Origin of the sequence: Variovorax sp. MSC1_012 (assembly GCF_023667525.1) — a bacterium.
Lineage (GTDB): Bacteria > Pseudomonadota > Gammaproteobacteria > Burkholderiales > Burkholderiaceae_C > Variovorax > Variovorax beijingensis_B.
In genome coordinates, this window is sequence record NZ_JAMOZJ020000002.1 from 660,985 (window position 1) to 674,920 (window position 13,936).

A 13,936-nucleotide genomic window follows, 5' to 3' on the forward strand; every position below is an offset into this window, starting at 1 on the left:
TCGCGGGTCCTCACGCCGAGTCGCGCCTGCCGACGGCGCCGCCCAGCGGCAGGCCCTCGCCGCTCGCCTTCCCTTCCAAGAGCCCGGGGGCACGGACCGGAACACCGCGGAAATGCGAGCGACCGGACATCCGGGCAGTGAGCGCGCTGCATGCACAGGCGCTGCCGGCCTGCGCAACTAGCACATTGCGCAGTGGCGACATCCGCCTGATTCTTCAACGATGCACAGCCCCGCTTTCCGCCGAGGAGCCTTCCATGCGCACGCTGTTGATCGACAACTACGACTCGTTCACCTACAACCTCTACCAGTACCTGGCGGCCTGCAACGGCGAGCCCCCGATCGTGCTGCGCAACAACGAAATGCACTGGGACGAGGTCGAGCGCATGCACTTCGACAACATCGTGATCTCGCCGGGCCCCGGACGTCCGCAGCGGCGCGCCGACCTCGGCATCTCGGCGGACGCGCTGCAGCGTTCGCGCAAGCCCGTGCTCGGCGTCTGCCTGGGCCACCAAGCCATCGCCCACCACTGCGGCGCCCGGGTCGACCTGGCGGTGCGACCGATGCACGGACGTCTGGACCGCGTCTCGCATGCGCAGCGCGATCTCTTCGCCGGCATTCCGGACCGTTTCGAGGCGGTGCGCTACCACTCCCTCGCGGTCACGCAGCTGCCCTCATCCCTGGAGCCGCTCGCCTGGACGTCGGACGGCACATTGATGGGACTGCGCCACGTCTCTCTGCCCTGGTGGGGGGTGCAGTTCCATCCGGAGTCGATCTGCACCGAATTCGGCGCACGGCTGCTGCGCAACTTCAGAGACCTGACGCTGGAGTGGCTCGCACAGGCGCCCCGGCGCGAGGCACAGAATCGCTTCGGACCCCCGCTGCGCTTCGAAGGTCCGCAGGCGTTGTCGCTGCATGCGGAGTGCATCGACACCACAGCCGATGCCGAGACCGTGTTCATGGGAACGTTCGCGCAGCGCGACTGCGTTTTCTGGCTGGACAGCAGCCTCGCCGAGCCCGGGCGGGCGCGCTTCTCCTTCATGGGCGACGCGAGCGGCCCGCGCGCCCAGGTGCTGAACTACCGCACCGCACCGCGCGAACTGATGGTGCGCCGGGGCGACGTCGTCCAGGTGCGCGACGAGAGCATCTTCGACTACCTGCGCGACCACCTGCCGGGCCAGCCGCCTGCAGGTCCCCCGCTTCCCTTCGACTTCGCCTGTGGCTTCGTGGGCTACTTCGGCTATGAGCTCAAGCGGGAGCTGGACGGCACGCATGCCCACGACGCGGACACCCCAGACGCGATGTGGATCCTCGCCGACCGCTTCCTCGCCTTCGACCACGCCGAGCAACAGGTCTGGATCGTCTGCCTGGATGAGGCCGTGCCGTCCAATGAGAATCGACGCTGGATGCAGACCATGCGCGCGCGGCTCGCAGGCGCACAGGCGACCGCGCCGGACGACAGCGCGGCCGCGGCCCGCGATCTGCAGCCACTGGCCTGGCGGATCGACCTGGCGATCTACCGGGAGCTGATCCTGCGCTGCCAGCACGAGATCCTGCAGGGCGAGACCTACGAGGTCTGCCTCACGAACCAACTGGTCGGCGAAGGGCGCATCCGTCCGCTGGAGATCTACCGGATCCTGCGCAGGCACAACCCTGCCCCCTATGCGGCCTACCTGCGCTTCGGCGGCTATGCCGTGCTGTGCGCCTCGCCCGAACTCTTCCTGCACATCTCCAGCGCCGGCGATGTGGAATCGAAGCCCATCAAGGGCACCGCGGCGCGCGGCGCGACGCCGGCCGAAGACCAGGCGATCGCGGACGCCATGGTCGCCGACGAGAAGACCCGCGCGGAGAACCTGATGATCGTCGACCTGCTGCGCAACGACCTCAACCGGGTCTGCGAGATCGACAGCGTTCACGTGCCGAGCCTGTTCGCGGTCGAGACCTATGCCACCGTGCACCAGCTGGTCAGCACGATCCGGGGGCGGCTGCGCGCGGACCTCGGAGCGGTCGATTGCATCCGCGCCGCGCTCCCCGGCGGCTCCATGACGGGTGCGCCCAAAGTGCGCACGATGAAGATCCTGGACGAACTCGAGGCGGCGGCCCGCGGCATCTACTCGGGCAGCATCGGCTATCTGTCGCTCAATGGCGCGACGCAGCTCAACATCGTGATCCGCACCCTGGTGTCGGCCAATGGCCGCGTCTCCATCGGCGCCGGTGGCGCCATCGTCGCCATGTCCGATCCGGACGCCGAGGTCGAGGAGATCGTTCTGAAGGCGCAGGCGCTGTGGGACGTCCTCAGGCGTTGCGGCGCACCGCTCGGTCCGCGGCCGGGGACGGCGCCGGATGCCGGCGCCGCGGGCGATCCCGGCGTTCCGCCGCTCCCGGAGCCGCCGTCGGCGCCCGCGATCCCGCAGGCCACCCCCGCGCCGTCCCCGCCCGCGTCCGGCAATGGCTAGCGCACAGGCCAACCGCCGCGGAATCCTGCTCATGCTGGTGGCCATGGGCTGCTACGTGCTCAACGATGTTTTCGTGAAGCTGGCAGCGCAGAGCCTCCCGCCCGGGCAGGTCCTGGCCGTGCGCGGCGCCTTCGCCACCCTCTTTGTCCTGGCCCTCGCCCGCGGGACACGCGCCGGCTGGCGCACGGCACTGCGGCCGATCGTCGGCGTGCGATGCGGGCTCGAGATCACGACCGCCCTCAGTTCCGTCATCGCCCTGTCGCTCGCGCCGCTCGCCACGGTCAGCACGCTCATGATGACCGCGCCGCTGATGATTGCCGCCACTGCGATGGCGCTGCGATGGGAGCCTTGGCATGGGGGCCGGCTGCTCGCCACCGCGGCGGGATTCGCCGGCGTCCTGCTGGTGATCCAGCCGTCCGCGCGGTCCGAGGTCCCTGCAGCCGGCCTCGCCTGCGCGTTGTTGTGTGCCGCCTCGCTCGCCGCGCGCGACCTGGTGACGCGGCGCATTCCCGCCACGGTCCCGTCGTCGATCATCGCCGTGGCGACCACGCTCGCCGTATGCCTGGCAGGCCTGCTGCTGGGTCTCGTGGAACGCTGGGCGCCGCTCACGCGCCACGAGCTCGGCATGCTCGCTGCGGCGGCGGGTTGCGCGGCACTGGGCAACTACGCGCTCATCGTGGCCTGCCGCGGCGTCGATCTCTCGGTCGTCACGCCCTTTCGCTACAGCCTGATCGTCTGGGCCCTGCTGTTGGGATACGCGATCTGGGGCGACATGCCGCGCCCCGAAGCCGCCGCCGGCGTGATCCTGATTGTCGCGGCCGGTGCCTTCACCATCCGGGCGGCGCGCCGTCCGTGAGCGAACCGCCGGGTCCCCCGCCTGCGGCGGGACGGCCCCGACAACCGATCTGCCCCACGACAGCAGTCTGCGAGGGCGACCGCCCCAAAACGAAGGCCTCGAACCGCCAGCCCTATCAACTCTGACAGTGTCCCCGGTGTGTGTCATCAGGCTGTAATGCGGCCTCATTCAGCGAGGTGACCTCATGGAGATCATTGCGGGAACGATCGATTCTTTCTCGGCGGACGTGCTGTTCGACATGGCACGCTACCGGCACGAGGTTTTCGTCGAGAAGCTGGGCTGGAAACTCCATACGCGCGGCCGGCTGGAACTCGACGAATTCGACCGGAAGGACACCATCTATCTGATCGCACGCAATCCGGACGGCGAGATCGTCGGCACGAGCCGCCTGTTGCCCACGCACCGGCCCTATCTTCTGGCCAGCGTCTTCCCGCAGCTGCTCGGCGACACGCCGGCGCCGTGCTCGCCCGACATCTGGGAACTGTCGCGATTCGCCGCCGGCGACGGCACGCGGCTCGGGATGGGCGGGGATCCGCATGGATGGTCGCTCGCGCTGGACATGCTGAGCGCCGCGATGCGGACCGTCGCCAAGGAGGGCGGACGACGGCTCATCAGCGCCTCGCCTCTGGGCATCGAGCGCATCCTGCGTCGCACGGGCCTGTCCGCGCACCGTGCAGCACCGCCAGTGCGGGTCGACGGCCAGCTTCTGTTCGCATGCCTCATCGACGTGGACAAGAACTGGCGTCCGCACCGGGACCGCCACGCCGACGGGATCGGCCGAGTCGCCCGCCGGCCTGCGGGCGAAGGGGCCGCTGCCATCCATTCAGTTCAGGAGCCCGAGACGTGAAGCGAACGCCGCGGCCGAGCTCTTGGTGGCAGCACCCAATCTCGCCATTGCATTCCTCAGATGGAAATCGACCGTGGGCTTCGAGATGCAGAGGATGGCCGCGATTTCGTCGCTCGTCTTGCCGTCGCCCGTCCAGCGCAGCACCTCCACCTGCCGCTTCGTCAGCGGTTCAATCCCCGCGAGCGGGCCGCCCAGGAGGCGGCAGAACGTGCGGTGGGCGTTGTTCACCAGCCACTGGAGCGAGTGGTCCTTGGCGCGCATCTCCGCGGCCGTCAGCGGTTCGCCCGAGCGGGCAAGCGACAGCATGCCGACCCGCGCGTCGGGCTCGAAGACCGATTGCGCCCAGCCGACGCGCAGGCCGAAAGAGCGCGCCTCGTCCCACATCTGCGGCGCGTCCCGGAAGACTTCGTTGCTCCAGACCACGGGCGCCCCGCTGTGCACGCCGTGGGCGACGGTGGGATCCACCTGGAGATATCCCGCACTGATGTACCGGCGGCTCCATCGCTCATCGTAGGTGCTGAAAATCAAAGTCTTCGGCCGGGTGAAGGGCACGAGGGTGCGCAGCCCGTAGGCGCAGTGCTCAAAGCCGAGGTGCCTGGCTGCCACGCTGACCTGCGCGAGCACCTGGGATGGTTCGCTGGCCTCGTTCAACCGACCGAGAACATCTTGGGTCCACTCGTTCATAGGTGCACTTCCTGCGTCGTCGGCACCCCCACCTTTTTCGCGGGCGCGGTCCACGCTCCCGCGGCGTGCGCGTGGCCGTCGTTCAGCGCGTGATGGAGGCAAGGGTGCGACAGTTTAGGAGCGCCTTGCGGTGCCCGGAGGCAAAATTCACCACCATTTCTGCCAATTTCGCGAGCCTGCCTTCGCGCACTGGCGCGGTGCGGCCCAGGGTCGGGAGATTGGAAATCGACCCCCTACGTTGGCTTCTCACGATGCACAAGGTCTGGCTGCTGCTGCTTCCCGGCTTCCTTCTTCTCGACGTCATCCGCATGCTCGCGGTCTTCAAGGCCGCCAATGCCTCCTTTCGCCGGACGCGCAACAAGCTCGCCGGCTACGATGTGCGGCTGGCCTCTGCCGCGGGCGGCCAAACCCTGAGTTCAAGCGGTGTGGCACTGTCGACGGGTACATTGCCGCACCGGCTCGTCGGGCGGGCGAGCACGCTCTTCATCAGCGGCGAACCCGTTCCGGGCGCGGCCGAGGCGGCAGGCGCGCAGCGCCTGCGCGAATGGCTCTCGAGGAACCGACGGCGTCTGAACCGCTGCGCCGTGCTGGGCGCGCAGGCATTGCTGCCGCCAGCGCCGGAGGCCCGCATCGTGCGGCGACAGGGGCGTGCCGCGCCGCCGGCGCTGCGCTGTGGCGGGCAGGGACCGGACCTGTTCGCGGCCGGCATGAGAACGCGCAGCTGGCGCGTCATCGAACCGGGCCAGGGCGCCGATCTGGCGCTGTCCTGGATCGAAGAGGACCGGGGCGCCGCGTTTGTCGAGACACTTGCCTCCCGCCTGCCCGGACCGCGCAGCCGTCGCTGCGGCATGCTGCGCCGTCGCCGCTTGCCGCTCGAGCCGCCCGCGCCCGACGCGCGGATCGGCGTGCTGCACCAGTGGATCGCGGCACATCTGCAAGAGAAGCTCAGCGTCGCCCGATTGGCACAGGAGGTCCACATGTCCACGCGCTCCTTCGCGCGTTTCTACGAACGCGCGACGGGTCTCTCGCCCGGGCGTGGCGTGCAGCAGATCCGCCTCGACACCGCCCGTCGCCTGCTCGAGACGAGCACGCGCCCCCTCAAGGCCGTCGCCGCGCAGTGCGGCTACGGATCACAGGAGGTGATGCGAAGAGCCTTCGTTCGCGACCTGCAGATGACGCCGCGCGAATACCGGCGCCGCCACACGGCGATGAAAGCTGCCGGCGCGGCCTAGCAGGACCTTGTCCCGCCACCGGGTGTCGAGCCGCGCCGGCCAACGCCGGCATTGCTATTCCTCCGTGGCCCAGCACACCAGCCGCAAGTCCGCCAGCGGCAGCATGGCGCGCGTGCCATCGCCGAAGCGGACTTCGCCGACGTTGCCGTCCTTCGCCTTGATGCGCAAGGACCCGCGCCGTCCTCCATGCTCGACCACCAGCACCGTACGGCCGCCGCTGATGATCCTCGGGATCCCGTTTCCGGGCGTCGGCGCCGCCGAGCCGCCGACGGGCTCGGGCGATTGCGGGCGGCTCCTGGTCTGGACACGTCCGATCGGGTCGCCCCGCGCGATCAGTTCCTGGAGTTCCTGCGGGCGATCTCGCGCGACGGCCACCAACTGGTAGAGCACCCGCACATCCGCGCCGAGCCGCCCTTCCTCCACCGCTTCCCGCAACTGCCGCGGTGCGTCGCTGAGCCGCGCGGCCTCGGTGATGAAGGAGCGCGGTTTGCCCAACCGGCGCGCGATCTCGGCGCGCGAATGGCCTTCCCCTTCCCGCTCGGCGATGAAGGTCGCCAGATCGAACGGCGACATGTCCTCGCGGTGCAGGTTCTCCGCCGCCTGAGCGAAGGGATCGTCCCGCGGGTCCACGAACGCCGGAACGCAGGACAGGCCGGCCCGGCGCGCCGCGCGCACCCTGCGCTCGCCGCGGTTGACGATGTACCGATCCGCGTGCTCTGGATGGCAGCGCAGGGACACCGGCTCCAGCACGCCATGCTCGCGGATCGATTCGGCGAGTTCCTCGATGCGTTCGCCCCGCATGCGACGGCGCGGCTGGCCGGGGTCGAAGTCGATGTGTTCGAGGGCCACCTGCGTTGGTGCGCCTGGGCCCGCAGGGGCGGCTTCGACCGTGAGCAGATCGGCCGCCCTGAACTGCGACAGCGCACTCAGGTCCAGGCCGTCGGGCACCCTCATGCCTGCGTATCCGCCGGCATCGACGCGTTCGAGCCGTCGATGCGTTGCTGCAGCAACTCGAACACCCGCATCACCTCGAGGCTCGCCTCGCGTGCCGCGCTCTTGGGCAGCCGCCACACGGGCACCCCCGCGGCCAGCGCCTCGGGAATGGCCGAACGGGTCGAGATCCGCGCCGGTATCACGAACTCCCGGAAGTTCAACGCCAGGTCCTGCATCGCGGCCTTCTGCCGCAGCGAATGCGGATTGAACCGGTTCAGCACGATGGCCGCCATCCGCAGCTGCGGGTTGTAGCGCCGCCTGACCCCGAAGACGGTCCGGAGCATGTCGGCGACGCCGTCGATGCTGTACTCCTCCAGCTCGATCGGACAGGCCACCGCATGGCCGGCAATCAGCGCCGCGCTCATGCGCAAGCCCAGCGCCGGGGGCGTGTCGATCACGACCGCGTCGAAATCTTGCGCCAGGCGCCTTACATTCCCGCGGAACAAAGGAATCACGAGGTCCGCCCTCGCGAGTTCGACGTCGGCCAGCTTTCTGCTGCCCGCCGCCAGCGCAATGGTCCGCTCGCGCGGCGGGGCGATCGGGCCCAGATCCGGACCGAACAGTTCCACCGCTTCGGCGATCGCCGAGGACCGGTTCAGCGATTTCGAGCTGTTCGCCTGCGCGTCCAGATCGATCACGCACACCGACCGACGTCGCACATCGGCCAGCCAGCATGCGTACAGCACCGCCAGCGTGGACTTGCCGACGCCGCCCTTCTGGTTGCCGAAGATGACCACGTTGCCCATGACTTGCTCCTCAGGCCTCGGCGCGGGACGCGCGTCCATCACACCCGAACGGCGCGCCTCGCGGGCTGCCGCTGCAACTTGCAACAGGGCCCCGCAGATGGGCGGAGCCGCCTCACTGGCCGACGATCGAACCGCCCTGCCGCGTCGCTCACGAAATATCGCCGCCTCGCGCTTTGCGACACCACTGTCAAAAACAATAGTCGACACACGCACGGGCAGAGGCGGACATTGCGCCCCATGCAAGCAAACGACACTCAACGCGAGCATGCGACCGATGAAGGCCGACGCTCAGCCTGGCTTTCCATGCTCATGTTCGCCGGCTTGATGGCGCACGCGCGCCCCCTGTGGGCCCAGGCGGAGCCCAGCGCATCGCAGGGCGTCGGACCACAGCAGCAGGCGGCGCGCGACAACGACCGCATCGAGATCCTTCGCGAGGAGCTCAAGAAGTCGGAAGCGCAATTGGAAGGTCTCATGCGCCGCAAGGCCGAGCGGCTCGCCGCATCCGACCTGAAGGCAGCGACAGAGGCCGAGGAACAGCGCGTCCGCACGCTCGGCGACATCGCGGCCATCCGGCGGGAGATCGCTTCGGCCTCTCATGCCGCCGCCCAGACTACGGCGGTCAGGCCCATGGCCGTTCAGGCCGCCAAGCAGGCTTCCGCCGCTGGCAAGCGCGCGGCACCAGCACCGTGGTGGGACGTCTACGGCAGCGGTCGGCGCATTGAGCCGCCTGCTTCACTTTCTCCTGCGTCCCCGCCTGGGCAAGTGCCCGCGGGATCAGCCCCCGGCCCAACGGAGTAACGCCATGACCGCATGCTCGATCGACATCCGGCCCGCAGCGGCAGCCGGCATCCGTGTCAAATGGATCGGATGGCTGCTCATCACGTGGCTCATCGCCGCCGCCCCTGCCGAAGTCGCCTGGGCGGGCAGCCCGTTCGCGACCGGTGCGAACGCGACCCAACAACAGCTCGTCGCCATCCTGACGCCGCTGGCCGCAGTCGCCGTGATGGTCTCCGGTGCCATGGCCTGGTTCGGGCGCCTGAGCTGGTGGTGGATGGTCGCGGTCGTGATCGGCACTGTGCTGGTCTTCGGCGGCCCGCAGATCGTGTCCTGGATCCGGGGTCTGTTCGGAGTCTGAGGGGAGCAGTCCATGAGTCGCAACCAGGGCATTGCCGCGGATCCCCTGTTCGTCGGCATGACGCGGCCTTCGATGGTCTGGGGCGTCACCTACTCGGCCATGATGTTCAACATCGTCGTCACGACCGAGTCGTTCATCGTGACCAAGAGCCTCGCGTGGCTGCTGGCCTTCGTGCCGATCCACGGCGTGCTCTACCTCGTGTGCCTGTACGAGCCGCGCTTCTTCGACCTGCTGCAGCTCTGGGGCCGCACGCGCCTGCCGGCCATGCTCGGCGGCAACCTGCGGTTCTGGCGTGCGAACTCGTACAGCCCCCTGGCGCTGAACATGCCTGACTGGCGGGGGCGCCGCCGCATGCGCACGCCGCCCGTGACCTTGGTCTGACGCCGTACCGCGCCATGAAACTGCTGTCACGCTCCGAGCACACGCTGCGCCGCGAAGCCGGCGCCGCGACCATGATTCCGCTTTCGGCGCATGTGGATGAGCATGTGGCCCTGACACGTGCCGGCGACTATGTGCAGACGCTCCGCCTGGCCGGCACGAGCTTCGAAAGCGCGGACGACGAGGACATCAACAGCTGGCATGAGCGCCTCAATGTCCTGCTGCGCAACATCGCGTCGCCCAACCTGGCGCTCTGGGCCCACGTGATCCGCCGTCGCGAGGCGGCCTATCCGGCCGGGCAGACGACGCCCGGCTTCGCCGACGAGATCGAGCAGCGCTATCGCCACAAGATGGCTGGCGAGCGGCTGATGGTCAACGAACTGTACCTGTCGATCGTCTTCCGGCCGCAGCCCACCCGGATCGGCAATGCCGCATTGCGGCTGTTCAAGCGCGCGGACCCGGAGGGTGCGCGGGCGGAACTGCACGATGCGCTAGACGCCTGCAGCAAGCTGCGCCAGGAACTGCTCGCCGCCCTTGAACGCTACGACCCCGAAGCACTGGGCATCTATCGGCTGCAAGGGAACGACGGGCTTTTTTCCTCCCTCGTGGAATTCCACGGCCTGCTCGTCAACGGGGAGTGGCAGCGCATGCCCCTGCCGCACTCGCCACTCAACGAGGTCCTGGCCACCACCCGCCCCTTCTTCGGCAATGAGGCCATGGAATACCGCACGGGCACCCAGACCCGGATCGGGGCCTTCCTCGGCATCAAGGAGTACCCCACGCCCACGGCGCCGGGCATGTTCAGCGCCCTGCTGACCGCGCCCTTCCCCTTCGTGCTCACGCAAAGCTTCACCTTCCTGGCCAAGGCCACAGCCACCGACATGATGAGCCGCCAGCATCACCGGATGGCCGCCGCCGGTGACCTGGCAGTCTCGCAGGCGGAGGAGCTCCAGGACGCGCTGGACGACCTGATGAGCAATCGTTTCGTGGTGGGCGACCACCACTTCAGCCTGCATGTGCTCGCCGACACCTACGACGGCGTCAGCGAGTCCGAGGGCCGGCCCCGTCTGAAGCAGCTCAACGACAGCATCGCCCGCGCCCGCTACCTGCTGGGCGACGCAGGAATGGTCGTGGCCCGCGAGGATCTCGCGCTGGAGGCGGCCTTCTGGGCGCAGCTGCCGGGAAACTTCGGCTACCGCAGCCGCAAGGCGCCCGTCACCAGCCGCAACTTCGCTGCCATGTCGCCCTTCCACAATTTCCCGACCGGCCGGGCGACGGGCAACTACTGGGGCGATGCGCTGACCATGTTCACCACGCGCGCGGGCTCGCCCTACTACTTCTCGCTGCACGCGAGCGACCCGCGCAGCCCGGACGGCGGCAGCCGCCGCGACGTCGGACACATCACGGGTGTGGGACCGGTCGGGACCGGCAAGACCACGCTGCTGGGTTTCTGCATGGTGGCGATCTGCAATCGCCTCGATGCCACCCAGGTCATCTTCGACAAGGATGAAGGGCTGCATATCCTGGTGCGGGCCCTGGGCGGGCAGTACCTCCCGCTCAAGAACGGGACACCAACCGGCTGCAATCCGCTGCAGCTCGACGATTCGATCGCCGACAACGTCGAGTTCATGCGGCACTGGCTCAGGCGCCTCGTGATGCGCACGCCGGGCGAGACGCTGACCCTCCGTCAGGAGGACGATCTCGACCAGGCACTGCGCGGCATCCTGAAGCTCGAGCCTTCTTTCCGGCGCCTGTCCCGGCTCGCCGCCTTCCTCGATATCACGGATCCAGAAGGGATGCATGCACGCCTTCGGAAGTGGTGCGCCTCGGAACACGGCGACTATGCCTGGGTCTTCGACAATGATCACGACGAGGTGGCCCCGCTGCTTGCCCGGCACACCCTGGTCGGCTTCGACGTGACCGACTTCCTGGACAACGAGGTCGTGCGCGCCCCACTGACCCTGTACCTCTTTCACCTGGTCAACCGGATGGTGGACGGCCGCCCGTTGGTGTGCTGGATGGACGAATTCGCCAAGCTGCTGAGTGACCCGGCCTTCGCGAAGTTCGCCAAGAACGGCCTGGAGACCTGGCGCAAGAAGAACGCGAACATCGCCACCTTCACCCAGAGCACCAGCCATGTGCTCGATTCCAGCATCGCGCGTGCGATCGTCGAGCAGACGCCGACGAAGATCCTGTTTCCGAATCCGGAGGCGGACTACGACGAATACACCCGGGGCTTCAACCTGACGGACCGAGAGTTCGCGCTCATCAAGCAGGAGCTCGAGCCTGGCTCTCGCCAGTTCCTCATCAAGCAGAACCATGTCAGCGTGGTCGCACAGCTCGATCTCCATGGCTTCGACGACGCCTTGCACGTCATCTCCGGGCGCACCGGCAACGTCCGCCTCATGCGCGAACTGATCGCGATCTGCGGACCGGATCCCGCCCAATGGCTGCCCCCTTTCCGCAGGGCGCTTGCGAACGACCCTTCCCATTCATCCTCACACCAGGAGATCTCCCATGCGTAGATTCCTTGTTGCTCTCTTCCTCGCGGCCACAGCTTCGCTCGCACCGCTGCACGCGAAAGCCGGCATCCCGGTGATCGACATCACGGCCGTCGCCAACCTGATACAGCAGGTCATGTACTGGCAGCAGCAGATCTCCGGCATGCAGAAGCAGTACGACCAACTGAAGGAGTCGAAAGACCAGCTGACCCAGACCCACAACGCCATGACGGGAAGCCGAGGCATGGAGCAGTTGCTGCCGACCTCGGACCTCGCACGCAACTACCTGCCTCCCAGCTATGGCGTACTGATGGGCACGCTCAACGGCTCGTCGGCCAGCCACGCCGGGCTGGCCAGCCAGGTCCAGTCGATCATGAAAGCCAACAGCGTTCTCTCGGGAACGCAGTTGGAGGGGCTCAGTCCGGAGTTGCGCCAGGTCGTCGAGCAAGGGCGGCAATCGGCAGCGCTGCTCAACGGAATGACCCAGAACGCGTACCAGAACACCAGCCAGCGCTTCTCGGCCCTGCAACTGCTGATCGATCGCATCGCGTCCGCACAGGACCCCAAGGCGATCCAGGACCTGCAGGCAAGGATCCAGGCCGAGCAGAACATGCTCACCAACGAGCAGACGAAGCTGCAGAGTCTCTATCAAATTGCAAGAGCCGAAGAAGCTTCACAGCAGCAGCGCCTCCGCGAACGCTCAGCCACGGACGTAGGCACCGTGAGAACCTTATCTGCCGTGAATTATTAAATCAGGAGAAGAGGGAGATGTTCAAGAGCAAATCGGCTTGTGTGGCGCTCAGTGCCGTCATTGCGGCAGCGTGCGTCGGAGCGTACTACTGCATCAGTCGTCCCGTGGTTGGGCAATCAGTACCTCTCAGTGTGCCCGCTCCTGAGAATGCAGCGCCATCGGCGCCCCGGAACGAGGAGGTAGAGCATGAAATCTTGAATGGCATCGGCAGCATCAGGGATCTGAAGCCGGTTCCACAACAGTCGGCTTCGCGACGGTAGTTGGTACTCGAGGTCATATGGGCTTCTTCGAACAGTTTTTCACTTGGCTCAACGGACAATTGGCGGTCTATGTGAGTGCGAATGCTGCTCGGGTTGCTTCCGCAATCGAGCCGGTAGCCGTGACGCTCGCGACCATCTACGTAATGGTGTGGGGGTATCTCTCGCTTACCGGTCGGATTCAAGAGCCGATCTGGGAAGGTGTCAAACGAATCGTTGTCATCGGTATCTTGCTCGGCATTGCCCTGCGGCTCTGGACGTACAACGACGTCGCCGTCGACACCTTCACCCACGGGCCTGACCAACTCGCTGCCGCTATTCTGGGATCTTCGTCAACTGTGTCTGTGGTCGACCAAATCTGGATCGACGGGAACTTGACAGCGGAGCAGTTGCTGAGCAAGGGAAGTGTCCTCAACGCAAACTTTGCGTACTATCTCGCGGGTTTTCTCGTCTATCTACTCGTTGGTTTAACCGTCGTCGCTACCGCGTTCCTGTTGGCTCTTTCGAAAGTCGCCATCGCGTTGATCCTCGCACTAGGGCCGATCTTTATCGTGCTTCTTTTCTTTGAGGCTACCAAGCGCTTCTTTGAAGCTTGGGTAGCGCAACTCACCAACTACGCCCTTGTCACCATTCTTGCAACGCTGGCAGCAGCCCTTTTGCTGAGCGTTCTTCGGTCATACACCGAGAACACGGCCTCGCTTGGCGGCGCGATCACGATTGCTGAGGGCGCCAGAGTGTGCATCGCCTCGGCATTGGTGTTTTTGATAATGCGCCAAGTAATGTCTATCGCTGCAGGGTTGGCAAGCGGAATTGCATTGAGTTCGTTCAACGCAATCAGCGGCTTTATCAGCTGGGCAATGGGCGGCGCCAAGCGCTCCAGCTATGAGTTCGGACGCGGCGTGCTGGACGGCCTGCGGCGAGAGCCTGGCAGTCGCTGGGATTCGTTCCGCCGCTTGGCGGGTAACCGCGTCGGCACGGGCGTAGCTTCCTTCAGAGGAATCGGTAGCTCGCGTCGCGGTGGTACCGTGCTTTCCAGAGAGCAGGTCATGCCGAGCCTCTCGCGCAGTCGCTAGCGGTGGAGTGTGCAGATGAAGCCCTCGATC

The 13,936-nt window shown here is 67.0% G+C and carries 13 protein-coding genes; 10 read left to right on the plus strand and 3 right to left on the minus strand.

The features are described 5' to 3' along the window. Nucleotides 1-254 precede the first annotated feature (254 nt). From pabB to L1081_RS28585, 3 genes are all read left to right on the plus strand, one after another. Complete coding sequence (gene pabB, locus L1081_RS28575) at nt 255-2,453, plus strand: aminodeoxychorismate synthase component I (RefSeq protein ID WP_489416873.1); 2,199 nt, start codon at nt 255-257, stop codon at nt 2,451-2,453. Further along, on the plus strand, nt 2,446-3,309 hold the full coding sequence (locus tag L1081_RS28580; RefSeq protein WP_489416874.1) for an EamA family transporter: 864 nt from the start codon (nt 2,446-2,448) through the stop codon (nt 3,307-3,309). Before pabB ends, L1081_RS28580 begins: the two co-directional genes overlap by 8 nt. A 184-nt stretch (nt 3,310-3,493) precedes the next feature. Then, nucleotides 3,494-4,156: an acyl-homoserine-lactone synthase gene (locus L1081_RS28585; RefSeq protein ID WP_489416875.1), complete on the plus strand. Its 663-nt coding sequence runs from the start codon at nt 3,494-3,496 to the stop codon at nt 4,154-4,156. Here the strand turns inward: L1081_RS28585 and L1081_RS28590 are convergent. Next, the gene (locus tag L1081_RS28590; RefSeq protein WP_489416876.1) at nt 4,133-4,840 is read right to left on the minus strand and encodes an autoinducer binding domain-containing protein; all 708 of its coding nucleotides are present in this window, start codon (nt 4,838-4,840) and stop codon (nt 4,133-4,135) included. The genes L1081_RS28585 and L1081_RS28590 overlap by 24 nt on opposite strands. A 218-nt stretch (nt 4,841-5,058) precedes the next feature. Between L1081_RS28590 and L1081_RS28595 the strand changes: the two genes are divergently transcribed. Next, nucleotides 5,059-6,072, plus strand: coding sequence for a helix-turn-helix domain-containing protein (locus tag L1081_RS28595; RefSeq protein WP_489416877.1), 1,014 nt, complete (start codon nt 5,059-5,061; stop codon nt 6,070-6,072). Nucleotides 6,073-6,126: 54 nt separating this feature from the next. On the opposite strand, the gene L1081_RS28600 is transcribed toward L1081_RS28595, so the two are convergent. Both L1081_RS28600 and L1081_RS28605 read right to left on the minus strand, forming a co-directional pair. Further along, on the minus strand, nt 6,127-7,026 hold the full coding sequence (locus tag L1081_RS28600) for a ParB/RepB/Spo0J family partition protein (RefSeq protein ID WP_489416878.1): 900 nt from the start codon (nt 7,024-7,026) through the stop codon (nt 6,127-6,129). After that, the gene (locus L1081_RS28605) at nt 7,023-7,811 is read right to left on the minus strand and encodes an AAA family ATPase (protein ID WP_489416879.1); all 789 of its coding nucleotides are present in this window, start codon (nt 7,809-7,811) and stop codon (nt 7,023-7,025) included. The genes L1081_RS28600 and L1081_RS28605 overlap by 4 nt, the downstream gene beginning before the upstream one ends. Nucleotides 7,812-8,048: 237 nt before the next feature. On the opposite strand from L1081_RS28605, the gene L1081_RS28610 reads away from it, so the two are divergent. The 6 genes from L1081_RS28610 (at nt 8,049) to L1081_RS28635 (ending at nt 13,906) form a co-directional block, all read left to right on the plus strand. Beyond that, nucleotides 8,049-8,609: a hypothetical protein gene (locus L1081_RS28610; protein WP_489416880.1), complete on the plus strand. Its 561-nt coding sequence runs from the start codon at nt 8,049-8,051 to the stop codon at nt 8,607-8,609. A 4-nt stretch (nt 8,610-8,613) separates the two neighbouring features. After that, complete coding sequence (locus L1081_RS28615; RefSeq protein WP_489416881.1) at nt 8,614-8,946, plus strand: TrbC/VirB2 family protein; 333 nt, start codon at nt 8,614-8,616, stop codon at nt 8,944-8,946. Nucleotides 8,947-8,958: 12 nt separating this feature from the next. After that, nucleotides 8,959-9,327, plus strand: coding sequence for a VirB3 family type IV secretion system protein (locus L1081_RS28620; protein ID WP_021004704.1), 369 nt, complete (start codon nt 8,959-8,961; stop codon nt 9,325-9,327). Between the two features lie 14 nt (nt 9,328-9,341). After that, on the plus strand, nt 9,342-11,849 hold the full coding sequence (locus tag L1081_RS28625; RefSeq protein ID WP_489416882.1) for a VirB4 family type IV secretion/conjugal transfer ATPase: 2,508 nt from the start codon (nt 9,342-9,344) through the stop codon (nt 11,847-11,849). After that, nucleotides 11,842-12,576: a type IV secretion system protein gene (locus L1081_RS28630; RefSeq protein ID WP_489416883.1), complete on the plus strand. Its 735-nt coding sequence runs from the start codon at nt 11,842-11,844 to the stop codon at nt 12,574-12,576. The genes L1081_RS28625 and L1081_RS28630 overlap by 8 nt, the downstream gene beginning before the upstream one ends. Before the next feature lie 277 nt (nt 12,577-12,853). Beyond that, nucleotides 12,854-13,906, plus strand: a complete 1,053-nt coding sequence (locus tag L1081_RS28635) for a type IV secretion system protein (RefSeq protein ID WP_489416884.1) — start codon at nt 12,854-12,856, stop codon at nt 13,904-13,906. The last annotated feature ends 30 nt before the right edge of the window (nt 13,907-13,936 follow it).